Annotated in this window: 23 protein-coding genes; 6 read left to right on the top strand and 17 right to left on the bottom strand. The window is 60.5% G+C overall.

Features of this window, described 5'->3' with window-relative positions; genetic code table 11:
• Positions 1-81: 81 nt before the first annotated feature.
• From pdxJ to lptF, 8 genes are all read right to left on the bottom strand, one after another.
• Positions 82-822 (bottom strand): pyridoxine 5'-phosphate synthase, encoded by a 741-nt coding sequence (gene pdxJ, locus PMI31_RS20620; protein ID WP_008020293.1) that lies wholly within the window; start codon positions 820-822, stop codon positions 82-84.
• 51 nt (positions 823-873) lie between these two features.
• A complete protein-coding gene (gene recO, locus PMI31_RS20615; protein WP_008020291.1) occupies positions 874-1,557 on the bottom strand; it encodes a DNA repair protein RecO in 684 nt (227 codons plus the stop codon).
• A gap of 165 nt (positions 1,558-1,722) precedes the next feature.
• Entirely contained in the window at positions 1,723-2,625 is a 903-nt protein-coding gene (gene era, locus PMI31_RS20610; protein ID WP_008020290.1) for a GTPase Era, read from the bottom strand.
• Positions 2,618-3,307 (bottom strand): ribonuclease III, encoded by a 690-nt coding sequence (rnc, locus tag PMI31_RS20605; protein ID WP_007973960.1) that lies wholly within the window; start codon positions 3,305-3,307, stop codon positions 2,618-2,620. The genes era and rnc overlap by 8 nt, the downstream gene beginning before the upstream one ends.
• Positions 3,308-3,480: 173 nt before the next feature.
• The gene (lepB, locus tag PMI31_RS20600; RefSeq protein WP_007973961.1) at positions 3,481-4,335 is read right to left on the bottom strand and encodes a signal peptidase I; all 855 of its coding nucleotides are present in this window, start codon (positions 4,333-4,335) and stop codon (positions 3,481-3,483) included.
• 5 nt (positions 4,336-4,340) lie between these two features.
• Positions 4,341-6,140: a translation elongation factor 4 gene (gene lepA / locus PMI31_RS20595; RefSeq protein ID WP_008020289.1), complete on the bottom strand. Its 1,800-nt coding sequence runs from the start codon at positions 6,138-6,140 to the stop codon at positions 4,341-4,343.
• Between the two features lie 171 nt (positions 6,141-6,311).
• Positions 6,312-7,373, bottom strand: coding sequence for an LPS export ABC transporter permease LptG (lptG, locus tag PMI31_RS20590; RefSeq protein ID WP_008020288.1), 1,062 nt, complete (start codon positions 7,371-7,373; stop codon positions 6,312-6,314).
• On the bottom strand, positions 7,366-8,484 hold the full coding sequence (gene lptF, locus PMI31_RS20585) for an LPS export ABC transporter permease LptF (protein ID WP_008020286.1): 1,119 nt from the start codon (positions 8,482-8,484) through the stop codon (positions 7,366-7,368). The genes lptG and lptF overlap by 8 nt, the downstream gene beginning before the upstream one ends.
• A gap of 406 nt (positions 8,485-8,890) precedes the next feature.
• Here lptF and PMI31_RS20580 point away from each other — a divergent pair, with 406 nt between their 5' ends.
• Genes PMI31_RS20580 through PMI31_RS20570 form a run of 3 tightly spaced genes read left to right on the top strand, consistent with a single transcriptional unit; the run spans position 8,891 to position 11,280 of the window.
• Positions 8,891-10,381: a leucyl aminopeptidase gene (locus tag PMI31_RS20580; protein WP_008020285.1), complete on the top strand. Its 1,491-nt coding sequence runs from the start codon at positions 8,891-8,893 to the stop codon at positions 10,379-10,381.
• Positions 10,382-10,441: 60 nt separating this feature from the next.
• Positions 10,442-10,870 (top strand): DNA polymerase III subunit chi, encoded by a 429-nt coding sequence (locus tag PMI31_RS20575; RefSeq protein WP_008020283.1) that lies wholly within the window; start codon positions 10,442-10,444, stop codon positions 10,868-10,870.
• An 8-nt stretch (positions 10,871-10,878) separates the two neighbouring features.
• On the top strand, positions 10,879-11,280 hold the full coding sequence (locus PMI31_RS20570) for a hypothetical protein (RefSeq protein ID WP_008020282.1): 402 nt from the start codon (positions 10,879-10,881) through the stop codon (positions 11,278-11,280).
• Positions 11,281-11,421: 141 nt separating this feature from the next.
• Here the strand turns inward: PMI31_RS20570 and PMI31_RS20565 are convergent, their stop codons facing one another.
• Positions 11,422-12,189, bottom strand: coding sequence for a sulfite exporter TauE/SafE family protein (locus tag PMI31_RS20565; RefSeq protein ID WP_008020279.1), 768 nt, complete (start codon positions 12,187-12,189; stop codon positions 11,422-11,424).
• A 147-nt stretch (positions 12,190-12,336) separates the two neighbouring features.
• Here PMI31_RS20565 and xseA point away from each other — a divergent pair, with 147 nt between their 5' ends.
• Both xseA and PMI31_RS20555 read left to right on the top strand, forming a co-directional pair.
• Positions 12,337-13,716 carry an exodeoxyribonuclease VII large subunit gene (gene xseA / locus PMI31_RS20560; RefSeq protein ID WP_043302526.1) on the top strand — a complete coding sequence of 460 codons (1,380 nt, stop codon included), beginning with the start codon at positions 12,337-12,339 and terminating at the stop codon, positions 13,714-13,716.
• Between the two features lie 3 nt (positions 13,717-13,719).
• The gene (locus PMI31_RS20555; protein WP_008020277.1) at positions 13,720-14,541 is read left to right on the top strand and encodes a M23 family metallopeptidase; all 822 of its coding nucleotides are present in this window, start codon (positions 13,720-13,722) and stop codon (positions 14,539-14,541) included.
• A gap of 92 nt (positions 14,542-14,633) precedes the next feature.
• Here PMI31_RS20555 and PMI31_RS20550 read toward each other — a convergent pair whose 3' ends face one another.
• On the bottom strand, positions 14,634-14,894 hold the full coding sequence (locus PMI31_RS20550; RefSeq protein WP_008020275.1) for a hypothetical protein: 261 nt from the start codon (positions 14,892-14,894) through the stop codon (positions 14,634-14,636).
• A 166-nt stretch (positions 14,895-15,060) separates the two neighbouring features.
• On the opposite strand from PMI31_RS20550, the gene leuA reads away from it, so the two are divergent.
• Positions 15,061-16,740, top strand: coding sequence for a 2-isopropylmalate synthase (gene leuA, locus PMI31_RS20545; protein ID WP_008020273.1), 1,680 nt, complete (start codon positions 15,061-15,063; stop codon positions 16,738-16,740).
• Positions 16,741-16,941: 201 nt separating this feature from the next.
• On the opposite strand, the gene PMI31_RS20540 is transcribed toward leuA, so the two are convergent.
• The 7 genes from PMI31_RS20540 to ispG form a co-directional block, all read right to left on the bottom strand.
• The gene (locus PMI31_RS20540) at positions 16,942-17,733 is read right to left on the bottom strand and encodes an amidohydrolase (protein ID WP_008020272.1); all 792 of its coding nucleotides are present in this window, start codon (positions 17,731-17,733) and stop codon (positions 16,942-16,944) included.
• A complete protein-coding gene (locus PMI31_RS20535; protein ID WP_008020271.1) occupies positions 17,721-18,869 on the bottom strand; it encodes a pyridoxal phosphate-dependent aminotransferase in 1,149 nt (382 codons plus the stop codon). The genes PMI31_RS20540 and PMI31_RS20535 overlap by 13 nt, the downstream gene beginning before the upstream one ends.
• A gap of 223 nt (positions 18,870-19,092) precedes the next feature.
• A complete protein-coding gene (der, locus tag PMI31_RS20530) occupies positions 19,093-20,565 on the bottom strand; it encodes a ribosome biogenesis GTPase Der (protein WP_008020269.1) in 1,473 nt (490 codons plus the stop codon).
• A 229-nt stretch (positions 20,566-20,794) separates the two neighbouring features.
• Positions 20,795-21,946 (bottom strand): outer membrane protein assembly factor BamB, encoded by a 1,152-nt coding sequence (bamB, locus tag PMI31_RS20525; protein ID WP_043302525.1) that lies wholly within the window; start codon positions 21,944-21,946, stop codon positions 20,795-20,797.
• Positions 21,939-22,580, bottom strand: a complete 642-nt coding sequence (locus PMI31_RS20520; protein ID WP_008020266.1) for a tetratricopeptide repeat protein — start codon at positions 22,578-22,580, stop codon at positions 21,939-21,941. Before PMI31_RS20520 ends, bamB begins: the two co-directional genes overlap by 8 nt.
• A gap of 41 nt (positions 22,581-22,621) precedes the next feature.
• Entirely contained in the window at positions 22,622-23,911 is a 1,290-nt protein-coding gene (gene hisS, locus PMI31_RS20515; RefSeq protein WP_008020265.1) for a histidine--tRNA ligase, read from the bottom strand.
• A gap of 22 nt (positions 23,912-23,933) precedes the next feature.
• Positions 23,934-25,043 (bottom strand): flavodoxin-dependent (E)-4-hydroxy-3-methylbut-2-enyl-diphosphate synthase, encoded by a 1,110-nt coding sequence (gene ispG / locus PMI31_RS20510; RefSeq protein ID WP_003185136.1) that lies wholly within the window; start codon positions 25,041-25,043, stop codon positions 23,934-23,936.
• Position 25,044 lies beyond the last annotated feature (1 nt).

The following is a 25,044-nucleotide window of genomic DNA, read 5'->3' as shown; positions in this document are numbered from 1 at the left end:
TGCTCGCGATGGTCGTCAACGATAACGCGAAAAACCTGATGCCCCGCGGCGCCCTCAGGTTTTTCGCGAGCAAGCTCGCTCCTACCGGGCAGCCGCCAGAATCAGCGCCTTCATCTCCGAAACAGCCGACTTGAAGCCAACGAACAACGCATGAGCCACCAGCGCATGCCCGATGTTCAGTTCGTTGATGCCCTTGATCGCCGCCACAGCTTCGACGTTGTGATAGTGCAGGCCATGGCCGGCATTGACGATCAGGCCCTGGGCCAGGCCGAAGGCCACGCCATCGGCGACACGCTTGAGCTCTTCAGCGACTTCGGCCGGCGTCTGGGCATCGGCATAACGCCCGGTGTGCAGTTCGATGGCTGGTGCGCCGACCCGGCGCGAGGCTTCGATCTGGCGCTCATCGGCATCGATGAACAGCGACACTTCGGAGCCGATCTTCGACAGGCGCTCGACCGCCGCCTTGATCCGCGCTTCCTGCCCCGCCACGTCCAGGCCGCCTTCGGTGGTCAGCTCCTGACGGGTTTCCGGCACCAGGCAAATGTGCGCCGGGCGGATGCGTTCGGCGAACTGCATCATTTCTTCGGTGACGCCCATTTCGAAGTTCATGCGGGTTTGCAGCACGTCCTTGAGCAGCAGAACATCGCGCTCCTGAATGTGCCGACGGTCTTCGCGCAGGTGCACGGTGATGCCATCAGCGCCCGCCTCTTCCGCGTCCAGTGCTGCCTTGACCGGGTCCGGGTAACGGGTGCCCCGGGCCTGACGCAGGGTGGCAACGTGGTCGATGTTCACGCCAAGAAGAATACGGGTGCTGGTGGTCACGGAAGCGCTCCAGAAGAAGAGAAAGTTCGGTGCACAGCATACATGGGGAATTTACGGTTTTCGAAACAACTCTCGGGAAACCAGCGGGCGACCGCCCAGATGAACGGCCAATGCCTGACGCATCAAACGCTTGGCAGCAGAAAGCGCGCCAGGTGCGGACCAGTCGGCTTCGGCCATTGCCAACAGTTCGGCGCCGTTGAACAGCCCCGGTTGCAGCAGGTAGACCCGCTCCAGCCCCGCATCCACTTGCAAGCGGTAGAGACCATCCGGGGCGATGGGTTGATCGTGAATATCGCTGGTCAGGGAAAAACCGTAACCCAGATCATCGAGCAGGCGCCATTCAAAGGAACGCAGCAACGGCTCCAGCGCACGGCCTTCGGCCAACGCGAGCAAGGTCGCGGCGTAGTGATCGAACACGGCGGGGTGCGGGTCTTCGGCGGGCAGCAGGCGAATCAGCAACTCATTGAGGTAAAGGCCACTGAACAGTGCCTCTCCGTTAAGCCAGGTGGAAACGCCAGCACTTTCCATGCGCCCGACATTCTTCAGCTCGCCACGCCCGCGAAACTCTACTTCCAGCGGCACGAACGGCCGCGCCAGCGTCCCGGCCTTGCCCCGTGCACTGCGCAACACCGCCCGCAGCCGACCTTGCGGCGTGAGGAAATCCACCAAGGCGCTGTTTTCGCGGTAGGCGCGGGAGTGCAGGACGTAGGCGGGTTGGGCGATGGGCTGGGACATGGAGCTCTCAATGACGGATCGCGACTTTACTAACAACCCAAAACCACTGTGGGAGCGGGCTTGCCCGCGATGACGGACTTACATTCAACCTCTCTGCTGAATGTTACATCCTCATCGCGGGCAAGCCCGCTCCCACAGTTTTCTACGGTGTAGCGTAGACCTGGTTTACAGGTCGCCATAACCCAACGAACGCAGAGCACGCTCGTCATCGGACCAGCCGCCCTTAACCTTGACCCAGAGGTTGAGCATGATCTTGGAGTCGAACAACAGCTCCATGTCCTTGCGCGCCTCGGTGCCGATGCGCTTGATGCGCTCGCCCTTGTCGCCAATGATGATTTTCTTCTGGCCATCGCGTTCGACGAGGATCAAGGCATGGATGTGCAGGGTCTTGCCCTGCTGCTTGAACTCTTCGATTTCAACGGTGATCTGGTACGGCAGCTCGGCGCCCATCTGACGCATGATTTTCTCGCGCACCAGCTCGGCGGCGAGGAAACGGCTGCTGCGATCGGTGATCTGGTCTTCCGGGAAGAAGTGATCGTTTTCCGGCAGGTGCTCGGCAATCACCCGCTCCAGCGCATCGAGGTTGTGCCCGTGCTGCGCGGAAATTGGCATGATCTGCGCATTCGGCAGCTGCTCCTGCAACCAGGACAGGTGCGGCATCAGCTCGGCCTTGTCTTCGATGCGGTCGGTCTTGTTCAGCGCGACGATCAGCGGGCCGGTCACGTACTGGACGCGCTCGAGCACCATCTGGTCTTCGTCGGTCCACTTGGTGCGGTCGACCACGAAGATCACCACGTCGACGTCTTTCAACGCCGCCGAAGCGGTCTTGTTCATGTAGCGGTTCAGGGCCTTTTCGCCACCCTTGTGCATACCGGGGGTGTCGACGTAGATGGCCTGCACATCGCCCTCGGTCTTGATACCGAGCATGTTATGGCGAGTGGTTTGCGGCTTACGCGAGGTGATCGCCAGCTTCTGACCCAGGATGTGGTTCAGCAGCGTGGACTTGCCCACGTTCGGACGGCCGACGATGGCAACATAGCCACAGCGCGTTGCGTTTGTATCAGTCATTGCCATTCTCCACACCCAGGGCAATCAGTGCTGCGGCGGCCGCTACCTGTTCGGCAATACGACGGCTCACACCCTGACCTCGGCTTTTTTCATTCAGTAAGATGATTTCGCATTCGACGAAGAACGTCCGGCAATGCGGTTCACCCTGGATATCCACCACTTCGTAACGCGGCAGCTCGCAACCCCGGGACTGCAGGAACTCCTGCAGGCGGGTCTTTGGATCCTTGTTGGTGTCGACCAGCGTCAGGCCTTCGAACTCTCCGGCCAGCCAGGCGAGCACACGCTCGCGGGCCACTTCCATGCCGGCATCGAGGTAGATCGCACCGATCAGCGCTTCCAGGGCATCGGCCAGAATCGATTCGCGACGAAAGCCGCCGCTTTTCAATTCGCCCGAGCCCAGGCGCAGGTATTCGCCAAGATCGAAACCACGGGCCAGTACGGCCAGGGTCTCACCTTTCACCAGACGCGCACGCAAACGCGACAACTGGCCTTCGCGGGCCAGCGGGAAACGCTCGAACAACGCCTCGCCGGCGACGAAGTTGAGGATGGCGTCACCGAGGAATTCCAGGCGTTCGTTGTTACGCCCGGCAAAACTGCGGTGAGTCAGGGCCAGGACCATCAGTTCCTGATCCTTGAAGGTGTAGCCGAGCTGACGCTCTAGACGGCTTAAGGAGACGCTCACGGTTTACCCACGCTGAGTTCGTGGCTCGATTGCACTGCCATCGCCGTGAGGCGGCGCAGGCTTGGGACAATTAACGCTGTGTTCAAAAATAACGTCCTGAATATCATTGGCTTCATGCTTTCTGTCGGTTCCAGAAATGCATTCGGCGCTGTGTTCAACAGCGCCGTGTTTGATTACTTGATCAGGCCAACCCGCGAGAAATTCGGCAGGTGACTGAGTTTGGGTTCCGGCCAGCTCATCCAGACCGCGAAGGCCTTGCCGACAATATTCTTGTCGGGAACCATGCCCAGCAGATCCTTGGGAATGCTCGGATCATCCCAGTAGCGACTGTCGTTCGAGTTGTCGCGGTTGTCGCCCATCATGAAGTAATGCCCGGCCGGCACGGTCCACGAATGGTCCGGCATTGCGCGGTAGCGACTCATTTCCTTGCGGATCATGTGCTCGGCCGCACCGAGTTTTTCCTTGTAGAGCTCAGCGCTGCCCAGCGTGCCCGGCTCGGAGCCGACCAGCTGTTCGGCAATCGATTGACCGTTGACGAACAGACGCTTGTCGGCGGTGTAACGAACCGTGTCGCCCGGCAAACCAACCACACGCTTGATGTAGTTGACGTTCGGATCGCTCGGGTAACGGAACACCATGACATCGCCGCGCTGCGGATCACCGACTTCGATGACCTTCTTGTCGATCACCGGCAAGCGGATCCCGTAAGAAAATTTGCTCACCAGAATGAAGTCGCCGACATCCAGGGTTGGTTTCATCGAACCGGAAGGAATCTGGAACGGCTCCACCAGGAACGAACGCAGCACCAGCACGATGAACAACACCGGGAAGAACGACTTGCCGTATTCAACCAGCAGCGGCTCTTTGTTCAGTTTCTCGACCACGACCATGTCAGGCTGGCTGACGCTGCCCTGATAGGAGGCGATGGCCGCACGCCGACGCGGGGCCAGGATCAACAGATCGAGCAACGCCAACAGGCCGCAGACAAACACGGCGATGACCAGCAACAGCGGGAAATTTAGTGACATAGGACCTAACTATCCAACCTGAGCACTGCAAGGAAGGCTTCCTGTGGAATTTCCACGTTGCCGACTTGCTTCATGCGTTTTTTACCGGCCTTTTGCTTTTCCAGCAGCTTTTTCTTACGGCTGACGTCACCGCCGTAGCATTTGGCCAATACGTTCTTTCTGAGCGCCTTGACGGTTGTCCGCGCCACAATCTGCCCGCCAATGGCGGCCTGGATTGCCACGTCGAACATCTGCCGCGGAATCAGATCCTTCATCTTCTCGGTCAACTGGCGACCTTTGTAGTGCGAATTGTCACGGTGCACGATCAGCGCCAGGGCGTCGACCTTGTCACCGTTGATCAGCACGTCCAGTTTCACCAGGCTGGCCGATTGGTAACGATCGAAATGGTAGTCCAGAGAAGCATAGCCGCGACTGGTGGATTTCAGGCGGTCGAAGAAGTCCAGAACCACTTCGTTCATCGGCAGGTCGTAGGTCACTTGTACCTGGGAGCCGAGGAACAGCATGTCGACCTGTACACCACGTTTTTCGATGCACAGGGTAATGACGTTACCCAGGTGCTCTTGCGGCACAAGAATATTGGCGCGCACAATCGGCTCGCGCATGTCTTCGATGGCAGACAGGTCTGGCAGCTTGGACGGGTTATCGACGTAGATCGTCTCGCCGGTCTTGAGCAGCAGCTCGAAGATTACCGTCGGCGCCGTGGTGATCAGGTCCAGGTTGTATTCGCGCTCGAGGCGCTCCTGGATGATTTCCATGTGCAGCATGCCGAGGAAGCCGCAACGGAAGCCGAAACCCAGTGCGTCGGAGCTTTCCGGTGTGTATTGCAGCGACGAATCGTTGAGGGTGAGCTTTTGCAGCGCCTCGCGGAAGTCTTCGAAGTCGTCGGAGCTGACCGGGAACAGGCCGGCGTAAACCTGCGGCTGGATGCGCTTGAACCCTGGCAGCACGTCGACGTCCGGCGTCGAGCTCAAGGTCAGGGTGTCGCCCACTGGCGCGCCGTGAATGTCCTTGATGCTGGCGATGATGAAGCCCACTTCACCGGCCTTCAGGTCAGCGGTAGGGGTATGTTTCGGGTTGAATACACCGACGCTGTCCACCAGGTGGATCTTGCCGGTGGACTTGACCAGGATCTTGTCACCCTTCTTCACGCGGCCGTGGCGAACGCGAACCAGGGAGACAACGCCCAGGTAGTTGTCGAACCAGGAGTCGATGATCAACGCTTGCAGCGGATCTTCGATGTTGCCGGTCGGCGCCGGAATGGTGGTCACCAGGCGCTCGAGCACTTCATCGACGCCCAGGCCGGTCTTGGCAGAGCAAGTGACCGCGTCGGTGGCATCGATGCCGATGATTTTTTCGATTTCTTCCTTGACGCGCTCCGGATCAGCCTGTGGCAGGTCGATCTTGTTCAGCACCGGCATCACTTCCAGGCCCTGTTCGATCGCCGTGTAGCAGTTGGCAACCGACTGCGCTTCAACACCTTGACCGGCATCGACCACCAGCAGCGCGCCTTCACAGGCAGCCAGCGAACGGCTCACCTCATAGGTGAAGTCAACGTGGCCGGGGGTATCAATGAAGTTCAGCTGGTAGTTGATACCATCTTTGGCTTTGTAATACAGGGTGACGCTGTGCGCCTTGATGGTGATCCCGCGTTCACGCTCAAGGTCCATGGAGTCCAGGACCTGGGCTTCCATTTCGCGCTCGGCCAGGCCGCCACACATCTGGATGAAGCGATCGGCCAGCGTCGACTTGCCATGGTCAATGTGGGCGATGATGGAGAAATTGCGGATATGACTCAAATCACTCACGGATCAACACTCAAAAAGGCTGCAGGCATAGCCCGCCGAAAAATAGCCGGGAATTGTACCTGATCCACGGCGCAAGCGTCACGTTCGCAGGTCAGACGGCACTTACAAAAACGCCCCGGTCTTGCGACAAGGGCGTTTTTTATCGTCAAAACGGTCGGAAAATGCCCGCCATCAGCCTGCTCGACGTAACAGCCAGAGCCCCGCCACCGCGCAAACACCCGCCGGCACCAGCACCGAAAGCAAAGGCGGGAAGCCAAACACCTGGCTCGAAGGCCCCAGCAGATCCTGAACGATGCGGAAGGTGAAGCCCACCAGCACGCCGGTGAACACGCGATGGCCCAGGGTCACCGAACGCAGCGGGCCGAAGATGAAGGAAATCGCCATCAACACCAGGGCGGCAGTCACCAGCGGCTGCAACACCTTGACCCAAAATGCCAGCCAATAGCGGCTGTTGTTCAACCCCTGGTCCGCCAGGTAGTGGATATAACCCCACAGACCGCTGATCGACAATGACTCTGGCACCATGACCACCGTGCTCAGCAATTGCGGACTCAAGGCCACGGCCCAACGCTCGACCGGGGTCGACACCACTTCAGTGCTGCGCTCGTGGAACAGCGTGGTCGTGACGTCCGTCAACTGCCAGTGATCCGTGTCGAACTCGGCACGCTTGGCGAAGCTCGCCGAGAGCATGTGCCGCTCGTTATCGAAACGATAGCGGGTCACACCGTACAGGATGCCGTTGGGCTGTACCGAGTTGACGTGAATGAACTCATCGCCCTGGCGGTGCCACAGGCCGTGCTTGGCGCTTTGCGCATCGCCACTGCCCTGGGCCAGCGACCGATTGGCTTGCGCGGCGGTCTCGGCAGGCGGAGCGATGTACTCCCCAACCAGCACCCCGGCGAGCATCAATACCAGCATCGGCTTCATGACCGCCCAGACGATCCGACCGGTCGACACACCGGCCGCGCGCATGATGGTCAGCTCACTGTTGCTGGCCAGGCTGCCCAGACCGATCAGGCAGCCGATCAGCGCAGCCATTGGCAGCATTTCGTACATCCGGCGTGGCGCAGTCAGCGTCACATAACTCAGAACGTCGACCAGGGTGTAGGTATCAGTGACCTCACTCATCTCATCGATGAAGGCAAACAGTGTCGCCAGACCGAGAATGATCCCGAGCACTGCCAGAATCGCTATCAACACACTGCTACCAATGTAGCGATCGAGCTTAACCACGGGCCACCTCCAGCGCGCTGCGGCGACTCGCCCGCTTCAAGCGCAAGGGTTCCCAATAGAGCAAGCCCAGGCCAATGGCGAGGAAAATCCCGTGCACCCACCACAAGCCCAGCGCCGCGGGGATCTTGCCCTTGTCGAGGGCGCCGCGGGCGGCGATCAGAATGGTCAGGTAAGCCATATAAAGAAGAATCGCCGGCAGTAATTTGAGGAATCGGCCCTGACGCGGATTGACCCGCGACAGCGGCACTGCCATCAGGGTCACGATGAACACCAGCAACGGCAGCGATATCCGCCATTGCAATTCGGCGCGCAGGCGAATGTCTTCACTGCCGATCAAACTACCGGTCGGCATCGCATCGCGGTCGGTAACTTCGTCACTGACGTCGGGTTTTGGCAGCAACACACCGTACTCGTCGTACTTGATCGCCCGGTAGTCGGCCTGACCCGGGCTACCGTCATAGCGATAACCGTTATCCAGGATCAGGTAGCGGTTGCCGTCCGGACGAATTTCCTGACGCCCCTTTTCCGCCACCAGCACAGAAATTCCGCGATCCTTGTTGTTGGAGCTGATGTTCTTTTGCGAGATGAACACACCGCCCAGATTGACGCGGTCATCCGACATGCGTTCGGTGTAGGTGACCCGGGTACCGTCACGCAGGGCCTGGAAGCGCCCTGGCTCCAGGGTATCGAATTCGGTCAGGGCATCCTGCTTGTTCAGCAGCAACTGAAACTGGTTGGCCCCTTGTGGCGCCAGGCTCAGGCTCAACCACGCCACGATCAGTGCGACCAGGGTGGCGGGAAACATTGTCATCCAGACCAGCCGTTGCTGGCTCATGCCGGTGGCCGAGAGTACGGTCATTTCGCTTTCGAGATACAGGCGTCCGTAGGACAACAGGATCCCGAGAAACAGCCCCAGCGGCAGGATCAGCTGGAGGAAGCCCGGCAGACGAAAGCCCATGATCAGGAACAGCGACCCTGGATCAAGCAGGCCAGAGGCCGCCTGGGCGAGGTATTTGATGAAGCGACCGCTCATGATGATGACCAGCAGCACGGCACTGACGGCGCTCAAGGTCAACAGGACTTCGCGGGATAGATAACGGAAGACGATCAAACCAGACACTCCAGGGTTGTCAGGCTAAGGCGGCCAAACAAGCAAACGTATCGGACAGCCCGCAAGACAGGGCCGCCGAAAAAAGATGGCGCATTATCCTGTGATTGGGTGCGCCTGTCACTGCGCAATGCATTGGGACAACTGTAGGAGCGAGCTTGCTCGCGATGGTCGTCAACGATAACGCGGGAAGCCTGAAACCCCGCGGCGGTCTCGAGTTCTTCGCGAGCATTCGAGCGTCGACCGGCTGCTCCTACAATCGTACGCCTGAGGGTTGTCAGGCGCCGCTGGCGAGGTTCAAACTGCGGCCTTCGTCGCCGATCGGTATTGGCGCCTTCTATTTTATAAGCAAGCGACGCAGACCACTGTCGGGCGCTTGCGTGCTAACCATCAATTCAGGGACCCGGACATGGAACTGGTTGTAAAAAGCGTCAACCCGGAAACGTTGAAGACCGCCACGCTGGTGGTTTCCGTTGGCGAAGGTCGCAAGCTCGGTGCGGTTGCCAGACAACTCGACGAATTGAGCGGCGGCGCGATCAGCGCAGTGCTCAAGCGCGGCGATCTGGCCGGCAAGGTTGGCCAGAGCCTGTTGCTGCACAGCCTGCCGAACCTCAAGGCCGAGCGCGTGCTGCTGGTGGGCGTTGGCAAGGATGAGGAACTGGGTGACCGCCCGTTCCGCAAAATCATCGCCGGCATCCTCAACACCCTGAAAGGCCTGGGCGGCAGCGATGCGGTGCTGGCCCTGGATGAACTGGTCGTCAAAGGCCGCGACAGCTATGGCAAGACCCGCCTGCTGGCCGAGACCCTGGTGGACGGCGAGTACACCTTCGATCAGTTCAAGAGCCAGAAAGCCGAACCCCGCGCCCTGAAGAAAATCACCCTGCTGACCATCAAGGCGGCTCAGGCTGAAGTGCAGCGCGCCGTGACCCACGCCACCGCCATCGCCAACGGCATGGCCTTTACCCGCAACCTGGGCAACCTGCCGCCAAACATCTGCCACCCGACCTTCCTCGGTGAGCAGGCGAAAGACCTGGGCAAAGCGTTCAAGGACCTGAAAGTCGAAGTCCTCGACGAGAAGAAGATCAAGGCGCTGGGCATGGGCTCGTTCTACGCCGTGGGCCAGGGCAGCGCCCAGCCACCGCGCCTGATCGTCATGCAATACAACGGCGGCAAGAAATCCGAGAAGCCGTATGCGCTTGTCGGCAAAGGCATCACCTTCGACACCGGCGGCATCAGCCTCAAGCCGGGCGCCGGCATGGATGAAATGAAGTACGACATGGGCGGCGCCGCCAGCGTGTTCGGCACCCTGCGTGCCGTGCTGGAACTGAAGCTGCCGATCAACCTGGTGTGCATCCTGGCCTGTGCCGAGAACATGCCGAGCGGCAACGCTTCGCGCCCAGGCGACATCGTCACCACCATGAGTGGCCAGACCGTGGAAATCCTCAACACCGACGCCGAAGGCCGTCTGGTGCTGTGCGACGCCCTGACCTACTCCGAGCGCTTCAAGCCGCAAGCGGTCATCGACATCGCCACCCTGACCGGCGCCTGCGTGGTCGCCCTGGGATCCCACACGTCGGGCCTGCTGGGCAACAACGATGAACTGATCGGCCAACTGCTGAGCGCCGGCAAGGCTGCCGACGACCGAGCCTGGCAACTGCCGTTGTTCGATGAGTACCAGGAACAGCTGGACAGCCCGTTCGCCGACATCGCCAACATTGGCGGCCCGAAAGCCGGCACCATCACCGCGGCCTGCTTCCTGTCGCGCTTCACCAAGAACCTGAACTGGGCGCACCTGGACATCGCCGGCACGGCCTGGACCAGCGGCGGCAAGGACAAGGGCGCCACTGGCCGTCCGGTTCCCCTGTTGACCCAATACCTGCTGGACCGCGCCAAAGCCTGAAACTGATGAGCCTGGACGGCGTCGCCTTGCGGTGGCGCCGTTCAAGGCTCAGGAACCGCAATGACCAAAGTCGACTTCTATATCCTGCCCAGCGCCGATCCTTCGGCACGCCTGGATTTCGCCTGCAAGCTCACCGAAAAAGCCTGGCGCATGGGTCACCGTGTCTACCTGCATTGCAGCGACGCTGCCCAGCGCGACGATCTCGACGCACGCCTCTGGACGTTCAAGGGTGAAAGCTTTGTGCCCCATGGCCCCGCCGAAAGCGAACCGGATGGCTTGATTGTCCTGGGCCTGGGTGACGATTGCGGTCAGCACCAGGATTTGCTGGTCAACCTCGACCTGAAAGTCCCGGCCTTCGCCCAGCGTTTCGCCCGCGTGGCGGAAGTGGTGGTGGAAGACCCGACGATTCGCCAGGCCGCGCGGGAGAGTTTCCGTTTCTACCGCGAACAGGGCTATCCTCTGCAAGATCACCGTTTACAGCGACTCTGAGCCTTCCAATGGACACTCCAAAACCGCTGCAACAGTCCGCGCACCTGCTGGACGACCTTGAGTCGATCCGCCAATTGCTCGGCGATGACAACCTGCAACCGCCCCTGCTGACCGACACGGTCGAGGATGGCGACCAGGAACAGATTCCCATGTTGTTCGACGCCGTGAGCGAGCCTTCGCCGCCCGTGGTACCGACACCCCCTGCCCCCATCGTTGAACCTGCCCGCGCGACAGCGCCTGTCGCCAGCAAGAACCCGGATGACTTGTTGCACCTGGACAGCGAACTGCGCGCCGCCGCGCAGTTGATCATGCAAGACGTGATCGACGATTTCGCCCCGCACATCGAGACCGAAATCAAACGCCGCCTCAGTGCACGGCTGGAGCGATTGTTGAGCCAGTACAACGACTGAGAAGCCGGTTTGCAGCTTCTTTTCTGTGTAGGAGCGAGCTCGCTCGCGATGGACTCGAAGACGCCGCGTTTAACCGGCAACCCGCGTTATCGTTAACGACCATCGCGAGCGAGCTCGCTCCTACAAAGAGCAACAGACAGTTCAAGTGCTCAAGTAGCGCCCGATCAATGCGATCCCGCTCGCCAGCACCAACCACGTCACCAGCCGCACAAAGGCCTCGCGGGACAAGCGCATGGTCAGCCGCCGACCGAACCACAGCCCCAGCACCATGGCCGGCAACAGACAAACCGCCAGCACCAGCAACGGCAGATCGGCATACACACCGGCGATTGCAAACAAGCTCAAACGCACCACCGTACTGCAACTGATCAACGCACTCTGGGTGGCCCGGGCCGCCTCCTTGGGCAAACGGCTGTTCAGGTAGATCGCATAGAGAAAGCCGCCGCTGCCAAACAAGGCGCCAAACATTCCGCCCACTGTCCCCATCGGCAACGCCCACACCGCGGACAACTGCGTCGGCCGGGTTTTGACCCACAGGCTGTAGATCGCATAGGCGCTGATAAACAGCCCCATCAACAGCAGCAACAGGTCGGACTTGAGGCTCAGCAGGAAAATCACCCCCAGCGTGCACCCCACCGCCATGCAGGGCAGTAACCGCAACAGCTCCGGCCTCGCCACATCGCGCCGTGACGGCAGCAGATTGCCGAAGGCCGCGACAAAATCGAGCAACACCAGCAACGGCACGATCTTCGACAGCGGCATGAACAGAATCAGAATCGGCCCCGCCACCAGCGCGGTGCCGAAGCCGGCGATGCCGAACACGATGTAGGCCAGGGCGATGCCCGCACCGATTACCAGCCAGTCCAGCGGACCCAAGGGCCATTGGTTCAACAGTTCAAACACGCTCATCCACCTTCCTTCCCTGAATACACCCTCCCCCCGTGGGAGTGAGCCTGCTCGCGAATGCTAAGCATCAGTCGATGCAGGTACTGAATGTTAAACCGTATTCGCGTGCAGGCTCGCTCCCACAATGGAATTACCTTTAAACTGCGCCCCATGATTAAAGATCCCTTTGCAAGACTCGGCCTGGACCGCGAAGTCCTGACCGTCAGCCAGCTCAACGGCCGTGCGCGGGTGTTGCTCGAAGACGTGTTCAGCAACATCTGGGTCGAAGGCGAAATCTCCAACCTCGCCCGCCCGGCTTCCGGCCATGTGTACTTCACCCTCAAGGACAGCGGCGCCCAGGTCCGTTGTGCGCTGTTTCGGCAGAACGCGGCACGGGTTCGCCAGGCATTGAAGGACGGGCTCGCGGTCAAGGTGCGCGGCAAAGTCTCGCTGTTCGAAGGGCGCGGCGATTATCAACTGATCCTCGACACCGTGGAGCCGGCCGGCGACGGCGCGCTGCGCCTGGCCTTCGATGCCTTGAAGGAAAAACTCAGCGCCGAAGGTCTGTTCAGTGCCGAGCGCAAGGTCCCGCTGCCGGCGCACCCGCAACGCATCGGTATCATCAGTTCGCCCACCGGGGCAGTGATCCGCGACATCATCAGCGTATTCCGCCGTCGCGCCCCCCAGGTGCAGTTGACGCTGATCCCCACTGCCGTACAAGGCCGCGAAGCCACCGCACAGATTGTCCGTGCCCTGAAACTGGCGGATGCCCGCGGCTTCGACGCGTTGATCCTGGCCCGCGGCGGCGGCTCACTGGAAGACCTCTGGTGCTTCAACGAAGAAGCCGTGGCCCGCGCCGTAGATGCTTGCGTGACGCCGATCGTCAGCGCCGTCGGCCATGAAACCGACGTGTCAATCAGCGACTTTGTGGCCGACGTTCGCGCGCCTACCCCTTCCGCTGCCGCCGAATTGCTGGCACCGGATTCCAGCGACCTGGTGCGCCGGGTCGAGAGCCTGCATCGCCGGTTGGTGATGCGCATGCGTGACCGCTTGATGCGCGATCGACTACGCCTGGAAGGCATTTCCCGGCGCCTGCGGCATCCCGGCGAGCGCCTGCGTCAGCAAGCGCAACGCCTGGATGACCTGGACATGCGCATGCGCCGCGCCTTCGAGCGCAGCCTCAACACCCGTCGCGAACGCTTGATCCGCCTGGAAACCCGTTTGGCCGCACAACATCCGGGCCGGCAACTGGCAATGCTGCGCCAGCGCCTCGACAGCCTGGCCGAACGCCTGCCCCGCGCCATCCGCGAAGGGCTGAAGAACCGTCGCCTGCAACTGCAAAGCCAGATGCAGACACTGCATGTGGTCAGCCCGCTGGCGACCCTCGGCCGTGGTTACAGCATTCTGTTGGACGAGCGCGGCAACGCGATCCGTAGTGCCGCACAAACCCATACTGGCCAGCGCCTGAAGGCCAAACTGGGCGAAGGCGAACTGCAAGTGCGGGTCGAAGACAATCACCTGACGCCTGTCACCCTATCTTTACTGGATTGATCCATGCCGCGCTTCCTCGCTCCATTGCTGTTGCTGTGCCTGACCGTCAACGCCCACGCCGACAGCTACATCACCCGCCTGCTGAACAAACCGGTGCCGGGCGGCGTTGCGGTGGTGGACCTGGGCACGTCTGCCCAGGCACCAAAAGCCACTTATCAAGGCAAACCGGTCCTGGTCGTAAAGGAACAGAACAACTGGCTGGCCATCGTCGGTGTGCCGCTGACGGTCAAGCCGGGGGCTCAATCGGTCAGCAGCGGCGGTCGTAATCTGGATTTCATGGTTGGCAACAAGAAATACCCGGAACAGCGCATCACGCTGAAGAACACCCAGCAGGTCAATCCAGACCCGGAAAATCTCAAGCGTATCGAGCGTGAACTGGCCGAGCAGATTGCCGCTTACCGCACGTTCAGCCCCAATACCCCGAGTAACCTGCTGCTGGACAAACCGGTGAACGGGCCACTGTCGAGCAAATTCGGCGTGCGTCGCTTTTTCAACGGCGAAGAACGCAACCCCCACGCTGGCCTGGACTTCGCCGTGCCGGCCGGCACACCGATCAAGACCCCGGCTGCCGGCAAGGTGATCCTGATCGGCAACTACTTCTTCAACGGCAACACAGTGTTCGTCGACCACGGCCAGGGCTTCATCAGCATGTTTTGCCACATGTCGAAAATCGACGTGAAGATGGGGCAGCCACTGGCTCGGGGTGCTGTGGTCGGGAAAGTCGGTGCAACCGGCCGCGCCACCGGACCGCATATGCACTGGAACATCAGTCTGAATGATGCGCGGGTGGATCCGGCCATCTTTATTGGTGCATTCCAGCCTTGAGTCTTTGGTGAGACTGAAGGCCTCATCGCGGGCAAGTCGAATCGTCGCACCGCCGCTCCCACAGTGTCCGGCGGTGTCCACAACATTTGTGTTCACAGCAAAAAACCTGTGGGAGCGGGCTTGCCCGCGAAGGCGGCATTGCAGTCACCAGAAAGCCTAAGGCTGCCCCCAACCTCGCACTCCCGAAATCCTGCTTTACTCAATTGCGCACCACTCAAACCTCGCGCAAAAAACAAGATCATCGCAACCATTTGAAGCAATAAAATCTCGATAAACACTCGCTCACGAGTATTTCTCTCAATTTTTTTCGACTGCTTGCCAACCTTCACCCCCGCGGTTAGGGTTGAAGGCATGAAAACCTCTCACACCCACATTCAGCTCCGCCAGCACTGCAGCCTGTGCCTCGTCAGCGCACGACTGCCGGGCTGAATCGTGGTGCCTCGTCCCAAGCGTTACTCCAAGAACTTTTGATCCACCGGCAGGCCGCCTTCTTTCGGCCCACACAATAAGGATTTCCTGATGAGCATGCTCAAAGACCCGTCTTCGAAATACCGCGCGTTCCCGACCATCGACATTCCGGATCGCACCTGGCCATCGAAAACCATCACCGCCGCGCCGATCTGGTGCAGTTCCGACCTGCGCGACGGCAACCAGTCGCTGATCGAACCGATGGACGCCGTCAAGAAGCTGCGCTTCTGGAAAACCCTCGTGCAGGTAGGCGTGAAGGAAATCGAAGCGTCGTTCCCGGCCGCCTCGCAAACCGACTTCGACTTCGTTCGCACCCTGATCGAAGGCAACCACATCCCGGACGACACCACCATTCAGGTGCTGACCCAGGGCCGTGAAGACCTGATCGCGCGCACCTTCGAATCCCTGCGCGGCGCGAAGAAAGCCATCGTTCACCTGTACAACGCGACTTCCCCTTCCTTCCGCCGCATTGTCTTCAACCAGGACAAAGACGGGGTCAAGGCCATCGCCGTGAGCGCGGCCAAGCTGTTCGTCAAATATGCCGCGATGCAGCCTGAAACCGAGTGGACCTTCGAGTACTCGCCGGAAACCTTCAGTGCCACCGAGCTTGAGTTCGCCAAGGAAGTCTGCGACGCGGTGATCGAAGTCTGGAACCCGACGCCCGAGCACAAGATGATCCTCAACCTGCCGGCCACGGTGGAATGCGCGACCCCGAACATCTATGCCGACCAGATCGAATGGTTTGGCCGTCACATCAACCGTCGTGACAGCGTGATCATCAGCCTGCACACCCACAACGACCGTGGCACCGGCGTTGCCGCCACCGAGCTGGGCCTGATGGCCGGCGCCGACCGCGTCGAAGGTTGCCTGTTCGGCAACGGCGAGCGTACCGGTAACGTCGATCTGGTGACCGTCGCCCTGAACATGTACACCCAAGGCCTTGACCCTCAGCTGGACTTCTCCGACATCGATGGCGTGCGCAAGGTCGTCGAAGAGTGCAACCAGATCCAGGTGCACCCGCGTCACCCGTACGTTGGCGATCTGGTACACACCGCATTCTCCGGCTCCCACCAGGACGCGATCCGCAAGGGCTTCGCCCAGCAGAAATCTGATGCCCTGTGGGAAGTACCGTACCTGCCAATCGACCCGGCCGACATCGGCCGCAGCTACGAGGCGGTCATCCGCGTCAACAGCCAGTCGGGCAAGGGTGGTATCGCCTACCTCCTGGAACAGGAATATGGCATCAGCCTGCCGCGTCGCATGCAGATCGAGTTCAGCCAGGTCGTACAGCGTGAAACCGACCGCCTGGGCCTGGAAATGACCGCCCAGCAAATCCACGCATTGCTGCACAGCGAGTACTTGCAGGCCAACACCCCGTACGCGCTGGTCAGCCATCGCCTGCAGGAAGAAAACGGCCACAGCTCCGTTGAAGTGGAAGTGGCCAGCAAAGGCCAGGGCGAGACCAACCTGCACTGGCGCGGCAAGGGCAACGGCGCCCTGGAAGCGCTCGTGGCCGGCCTGCCGGTACCGGTGGAAATCATGGACTACAACGAGCACGCCATCGGCGCGGGCACCAATGCCAAGGCCGCGGCCTACATTGAACTGCGCGTGAACGGCGAACGTGCGGTGCATGGCGTCGGCATCGACGAAAACATCACTACCGCCAGCTTCAAGGCCCTGTTCAGCGCACTGAACCGTTCGCTGAGCCAGCCGGAAGCGAAAGCGGCGTAAGCCACCGCTGAAATACAAAAGGCCCCGGGGTGTGAACCTCGGGGCCTTTTTTTGCCTGCTTGTTTTTTATTGTCTGAACCGGCCCCTTCGCGGGCAAGCCCGCTCCCACAGTTGACCGTTGCGAACACAAGTTTTGTGTACACCCACATACCCTGTGGGAGCGGGCTTGCCCGCGAAGAGGTCCTGTCAGGCGCCGAAAAACTAGGTGAACTCGAAGGTATCGGCATCCAGGTTCGCCGGAAACCGCTGCCGATACGCCGCCAGCTCCACCGCATCCAAAGTCACCTTGAACACCCCATCCGCCTCGCCAACACTGAGCAACGTTTCACCCTGGAAATCCAGCACCTGGCTGTCACCTGTATAGGCAAAACCTTTGCCATCGGTCCCGATACGGTTCACCGCCGCCACGTAGCACAGGTTCTCGATCGCTCGCGCAGGCAGCAAGCGATTCCAGTGCTGGCGCCGGGCGCCGGGCCAATTGGCGGTGTACAGCAGCAGGTCTGTGTCCTGAGCGTCACGACTCCACACCGGGAAGCGCAAGTCGTAGCAAATCAGCGGCCGCACGCGCCAGCCCTTGAGTTCGAACTGCACCTGGCGCTCGCCGGGGGTGTAGTGGTGATGCTCACCGGCCATGCGGAACAGGTGACGCTTGTCGTAATGCAACACCTCGCCATCCGGGCGCGCCCACAGCAGGCGATTGCGATGACTGCCGTCGGCTGCCTGGATGATCACGCTGCCGGTAATCACCGCATCAAGCTTTGCCGCCTGAGCACGCAGCCACTTGCTGGTCGGCCCGTTTTCCGCTTCCGCGAGGGTCTCGGACTCCATGGAAAAACCGGTAGTGAACATCTCCGGCAGAATGATCAGGTCAGCGCCGCGAGCCTGTTCCAGCAATGGCTCGAAATGCTCCAGGTTGGCTTGGCGGTCGTGCCAGGCCAGCGTGGTCTGAATCAGCGCAACGGTCAGTTTCGGCAATGCACTCAGATCACGCATAGCTTTTCCGCTGCTTCACGCAGGGTCTCCTCACGCTTGGCAAAGCACAGCCGCACCAGGCGCTGGCCCTCTGGCGGCGTCTGGTAGAACACCGAAATCGGGATGCTGGCCACGCCATGCTCGCGAGTCATCCACAGGGCCATCTCGACGTCATTGAGGTCCGGGCGGATCTGCGAGTAATCGACCAACTGGAAATAGGTGCCGGTCACCCGGGTGAAACTGAAACGCGACGGCGCAAGCAGATCGCAGAACAGATCACGCTTGGCCTGATAGAAACCCGGCAGCTCTTCGACGTGTTCCGGGTGTTCGGCCATGAAGTCAGCCAACGCATATTGCAGCGGCGTCACACCACAGAAATTGACGTACTGGTGCACCTTGCGCAATTCCGCCGTCAGGGCCGGTGGTGCGATCACGTAGCCGGTTTTCCAGCCGGTGACGTGGTAGGTCTTGCCGAACGAGCTGACCACAAATGCACGCTGGTACAGCTCTTCATGGGCCAGCACGCTGACGTGGGGCACGCCGTCATAAACCAGGTGCTCGTAGACTTCGTCGCTGATCAAATAGATATCGCGATCACGGATCAACGCCGCCAACTGGTCGAGTTCGGCACGGCTGATCAACGCACCACTAGGGTTGTGCGGGCTGTTGAGAATGATCATCCGCGTGCGTGGGCTCATTGCCTTGGCAAGCTTCTCGAAGTCGATACTGAAATCGTTCAGCCCCAGTTGCACGTGCACGCAACGACCGCCGGCCAGCTCTACCGAGGGCTCGTAGCTGTCATAGGCCGGGTCAAACACGATGACTTCGTCGCCGCTGTGGATAACCGCCTGAATGGCACAGAAAATCGCTTCGGTCGCGCCAGGGGTGACCGTCACTTCAGTATCCACATCCACTTGCGCGCCATAGCTGCGGGCGATCTTCAGCGCAATCTGCTGACGCAACACCGGCAGCCCGGTCATTGGCGAATATTGATTATGGCCGTTGGCGATATGCCGGCCGACCGCATCGCACAGGGCCTGCGGGGCCGCGAAATCGGGAAAGCCCTGGGACAGATTGAGCGCGCCGGTCTGTGCCGCGAGCTGAGACATCTGGGTGAAAATAGTGATGCCGACATTCGGCAGCTTGCTGGTGATCATCGGTGGTTCCCTGCTCTACACCCGGCTCTACGGCGGCGCGGGGGAGTCCGAGGATAGCCCAAACGGCAGGCATGAAAAAGGGCGCTAACAGCGCCCTTTGTTCAACTCCGCCCCTGTGGGAGCGTGGCTTGCCCGCGATGAACGATAACACGGTGCACCTGATACACCGCGGCGCTGCCATCGCGGGCAAGCCCGCTCCCACAGGAGCCGGGAAAGCCTTGAATCAGCGTTTGTCGCGACGCTTCTTGTCGGCCTTCTTGTGGTGCGACATCAAACGACGCTTCTTGTTGACCTGGCGGTCGGTGAGCGTGTTCTTGTTTCCTTCGTACGGGTTCTCACCGCCCTTGAACTCGATGCGGATCGGCGTACCGACCAGCTTCAGGACACGGCGATAGGTGTTTTCCAGGTAACGCACGTAGGACTTCGGCACCTTCTCGATCTGGTTGCCGTGGATCACGATGATCGGCGGGTTCGCGCCACCGAGGTGGGCATAACGCAGCTTGATCCGGCGGCTGTTGACCATCGGCGGCTGGTGCTCGCTGACCGCGTCTTCCAGGATCTGGGTCAGTCGGCTGGTCGGCCAACGGGTAACCGCAGACTTGAACGAGTTCTGTACCGACGCGTAGAGGTTGCCCACGCCAGTGCCGTGCAGGGCCGAGATGAAGTGGATGTCGGCGAAGTCGACGAAAAACAGACGACGCTGCAACTCGACCTTCACGAAGTCGCGCTCGCTCGGCGTCATGCCGTCCCACTTGTTGATCGCGATGACCAACGCACGACCGGCTTCAAGGGCAAAGCCCAGCAGGTTGAGATCGTGATCCACCACGCCTTCGCGGGCGTCCATCACGAAGATCACCACGTTGGCGTCTTTGATCGCTTGCAGGGTTTTGACCACGGAGAACTTTTCGACTTCTTCGTGGATCTTGCCGCGCTTGCGCACACCGGCGGTGTCGATCAGCGTGTACTTCTCGTCGTTGCGCTCGAACGGGATGTAGATACTGTCGCGGGTGGTGCCGGGTTGGTCGTAGACGATTACCCGGTCTTCACCAAGCATGCGGTTGACCAGCGTCGACTTGCCGACGTTCGGACGGCCGATGATCGCGATCTTGATCCCGTCTTTTTCGCTTGGGCCAGGAATGCGCTTGGCTTCCTCGCCTTCGGCGACGATCTCTTCCTCTTCGCCTTCCTGCGGCTCGTCATCGTCTCGCGGGAATTCACTCAGTGCCGCTTCCAGCAACTGGGTGATACCACGGCCGTGGGCGCCGGCGATCGGGATCGCATGGCCCATGCCCAACGGAGCGAATTCGGCGCGGGCCATTTCCGGGTCGATGTTGTCGACCTTGTTGGCCACCACGTGAGAGCGCTTGTTACGTTTGCGCAAATGCTCGGCGATCATCTGGTCGGCGGCGGTGAAACCGGCCTTGGCATCTACCAGGAACAGAACGACATCCGCTTCTTCGATGGCCAGCAGCGACTGCTCGGCCATCTTTTCGTCCATACCATGCTCGTCACCGGAGATACCGCCGGTGTCGATCAGAATGTAGGAACGCCCTTGCCACTTGGCCTCACCGTACTGGCGATCACGGGTCAGACCGGACAAGTCGCCAACGATGGCGTCACGAGTCCTGGTCAGGCGGTTGAACAAGGTGGACTTGCCGACGTTGGGTCGGCCCACCAGGGCGATTACGGGAACCATGCGGCTCTCCACTTCGTTATTTCAGAAAATACAAAAGCCGCTGCGAGGCAGCGGCTGGTGCTCGGGGCAACACTGTAGGAGCAGCCGGTCGACGCTCGATTGCTCGCGAAAAACGCAAAAACACCGCGTTTATTCAGACAGCAAACGTATTCGTTGACGTCCATCGCGAGCAAGCTCGCTCCTACAAGTGAAGCAGCCTGGGGGATTAACCCCAAGCATAGTCAAACCTTTACTTAATGGTCAGGGCTTCCAGTTTGCCGCTGTTGCCATACACATAAATCGTGTCACCCACCACCAGCGGACGGGCACGCAGGCCGTCGCTGTCGATGCGCTCGCGGCCGACGAAACGACCGTCCACCTGACTCAGCAGGTGCAGGTAACCTTCCAGGTCACCGACTGCAACGTAGCTGGAGAACACTTCCGGGGCCGACAGTTGACGACGGACCAGCGAATCGTTGCTCCACAAGGCTGTGGTGGAACGCTCGTCGACGCCTTCAACGGTACCCGAAGACAGGCTCACATAAACGGTGCCAAAACCCTGGGCGACACCGGCGTAGCTGGAGGCATCACGCTGCCAGAGCTGACGGCCGCTTTGCAGGTCCAGAGCGGCAACGCGCCCCTGATAGCTGGCGACGTACAGCGTCTCACCCGACAGCAGCAAGCCACCGTCGATATCGACCACGCGCTCCAGCTCCGAGCGACCTTGCGGGATCGCTACGCGCTGTTCCCACACCGGTACGCCGTTGGAGATATCCACGGCAACCACTTTACCGGTCGACAGGCCAGCCACCGCCAGGCGGTTGGTCACGATCGGCGCACTGGTGCCACGCAGGGTCAGGACCGCAGGGGTGCTGTCATAGATCCAGCGACGATTGCCGGTGGAAGCATCCAGGCCGATCAGGCGATCGTCCTGAGTCTGCACCACCACAACGTCACCGTTGTTGGCTGGCGGTGCCAGTACTTCGCTGGACACGCGAGCGCGCCACTTTTCTTCACCATTGATGGCGTCCAGGGCAACGATTTCACCCTTGAGCGTACCGATGGTGACCAGACCGTAAGCTACGCCAACGGCGCCGGAGACAGGCAGCTCAAGATCTTTCTTCCATTTGACGTCGCCTGTGTTGCGGTCCATCGCCATCAACACGCCAGTGACGTCGGCGGCATAGATGGTATCGCCATCGATGGCCGGAACCAGCATGTTGTAGGTTTCGCCCTGACCGTCACCGATCGAACGACTCCACTGCTTGTGCAGAACCACTTCTTCCTTGAAGTCGACCAGTTCGGCCGGCGGCAGTTCTTTTTTGCTGTTGCTGCTGCAACCCGCGGCCATCAAGGCCAGAGCCAGCAATGCTGCATGTTTCCAACGAATCACGTCACGCATCCCCTTTGGCCAGGTCGTCCAGCTTGATTTGCAGGCCACCGACCGCCGCTTCATCCGACAGCGCCGCCTTGGCTTTTTGATACGCCGCGCTCGCCTCATCAATACGACCCAACTGCACCAGCAGGTCGCCCTTGAGCTCTTCGCGAGTGGCCAGGAATGCCTTGTCGGCATCGCCTTCAAGCAGCTTCAGTGCTTCGTCGGCCTTGTTCTGCGCACCGAGTACCTGGGCCAGACGCTGACGGGCGATTTCGCCCAGCGCCGGGTTGGCCGGCTTGTCGACGATGGCTTTCAGCTCGCTGGCCGCGTCGTCCAGCTTGCCGCTGTCAACCGCCACTTTGGCGACGAACAGGCTGCCGTACTGCGCATAGGCGCTGCCGCCGAACTCGCTGTTGAGCTTGCCGGCCAGGTCCGAAACACGGGCCGCATCAGGTTTGCCGTCAGGCGTCAGCGTGGTTTCGAGCAATTGCTGATAGAGAATCGAGGCGCCTTGCGACTGATTGCTCTGATACTTGTGGAACGCCTGCCAGCCGAACACGATGACCAGCGCAAACAGGCCGCCAGTAACCAGGGGCTTACCGTTGCGTGACCACCATTCCTTCAATTCCGCCACATGTTCGTCTTCGGTACTCGACACCCCAATACTCCTTAATCGCTAATTCGGCTGCTTAGACAGCTTCAACCCTGCACGACGCAGGTGGCCAGGTGTGCTGCAAGCGCATCCCAGGCAATGCTTTGTTGTTCGCCCTGGCCACGCAGGGGTTTGAAACCTACCACTTGCTGGGCCATTTCGTCGTCACCGAGGATCAGCGCATACAGTGCCCCGCTCTTGTCGGCTTTCTTGAACTGGCTTTTGAAACTGCCGGCACCGGCATTCACTTGCAGGCGCAGGTTGGGCAACTGATCACGAACGCGCTCCGCCAGGGTCAGGCCGGCGAGTTCGGCGGCTTCACCGAAGGCACAGAGGTAAACGTCGACCTGACGGGAGATCTCTTCCGGGATCTGCTCCAGGGTTTCCAGCAACAGCACCAGGCGTTCGATGCCCATGGCAAAACCAACGCCGGCGGTCGGCTTGCCGCCCATCTGCTCCACCAGACCGTCATAACGGCCGCCAGCGCAGACGGTGCCCTGGGCGCCGAGTTTGTCGGTGACCCATTCGAAAACGGTCTTGCTGTAGTAATCCAGCCCGCGAACCAGCTTCGGGTTGATCACGTAAGGAATGCCGGCGGCGTCCAGGCGAGCCTTGAGGCCCTCGAAATGCACGCGGGATTCTTCGTCGAGGTAGTCGGCCATTTTCGGCGCATCGACAAGAATCGCTTGAGTGTCAGCGTTCTTGGTATCGAGAACGCGCAGCGGGTTGGTCTTCAGGCGACGCTGGCTGTCTTCGTCCAGCTTGTCCATGTGTCCCGACAGGAACTCGACCAGCGCTTCGCGATAACGGCCACGGGACTCGCTGGTGCCCAGGCTGTTGAGCTCGAGTTTTACCGCATCGCGAATGCCCAGTTCGCCCCACAGGCGCCAGGTCAATACGATCAGTTCGGCGTCGATGTCCGGACCGTCGAGGTTGAACACTTCGACACCGATCTGGTGGAACTGGCGATAACGGCCTTTCTGCGGACGCTCGTGGCGGAACATCGGGCCGATGTACCAGAGTTTCTGCACCTGGCCACCGCCGGTGATGCCGTGCTCCAGCACCGCGCGCACACAGGCCGCCGTGCCTTCGGGGCGCAGGGTCAGGGAGTCGCCGTTGCGATCGTCGAAGGTGTACATCTCTTTTTCGACGATGTCGGTCACTTCACCGATGGAGCGCTTGAACAGTTCGGTGAACTCGACGATCGGCATGCGAATCTGCTTGTAACCGTAGTTATCCAGCAGGCGCGAAACGGTGCTCTCGAAATGACGCCAAAGGGGAGTCTGTTCGGGCAGGATGTCGTTCATGCCACGAATGGCTTGCAGAGACTTGCTCACTTAAATTCCTTAATTCGTTCGATCAGCCACGCGCAATGACGGCAGCGTCAGCTTCGACCTTTTCGGCCGCTTTCTGGCGGATCAAGCGTTCAAGCTCATCCACCAGATTGTCATTCGTCAGTTTCTGCGACGGCTTGCCGTCGATGTAAATCAGGTTCGGCGTGCCACCGGTCAAGCCGATGTGGGCTTCCTTGGCTTCACCCGGGCCGTTGACCACGCAACCGATCACCGCGACATCCAGCGGCACCAGCAAATCTTCGAGGCGCCCTTCCAGCTCGTTCATGGTCTTGACCACATCGAAGTTCTGCCGCGAGCAGCTCGGGCAGGCGATGAAGTTGATGCCACGGGAACGCAGGTGCAGGGATTTGAGAATGTCGTAGCCGACTTTCACTTCCTCGACCGGGTCGGCCGCCAACGAGATGCGGATAGTATCGCCAATCCCTTCGGCGAGCAGCATACCGAGGCCCACGGCAGATTTCACCGTGCCGGAACGCAAACCACCGGCTTCAGTGATGCCCAGGTGCAGCGGCTGGACGATTTCCTTGGCCAGCAGGCGATACGCTTCGACGGCCATGAACACGTCGGACGCTTTCACGCTGACCTTGAAGTCCTGGAAGTTCAGGCGTTCGAGGTGCTCGACGTGACGCAAAGCCGACTCGACCAGCGCCGCCGGGGTCGGCTCGCCGTATTTCTTTTGCAGGTCTTTTTCCAGGGAACCGGCGTTCACGCCGATACGGATCGGGATCCCGCGGTCACGGGCGGCATCGACCACGGCGCGCACCCGGTCTTCGCGGCCGATGTTGCCCGGGTTGATCCGCAGGCAATCAACACCCAGTTCGGCTACGCGCAACGCGATCCGGTAGTCGAAGTGGATGTCGGCAACCAGGGGCACTTTGACCAGCTGCTTGATCTTGCCGAAGGCTTCGGCGGCGTCCATGTCCGGTACGGACACCCGCACGATATCGACGCCGGCCGCTTCAAGGCGGTTGATTTGCGCGACAGTGGCCGCGACATCGTTGGTGTCGCTGTTGGTCATGCTCTGCACAGCGATAGGCGCATCGCCGCCAACAGGCACGTTACCGACCCAGATCTTGCGAGATTCGCGACGTTTGATTGGAGATTCGCCGTGCATG

Origin of the sequence: Pseudomonas sp. GM55 (genome assembly GCF_000282395.1) — a bacterium.
Taxonomy (GTDB): Bacteria; Pseudomonadota; Gammaproteobacteria; order Pseudomonadales; family Pseudomonadaceae; genus Aquipseudomonas; species Aquipseudomonas fluorescens_CC.
This window is presented reverse-complemented; position numbering and strand designations above follow the sequence as displayed.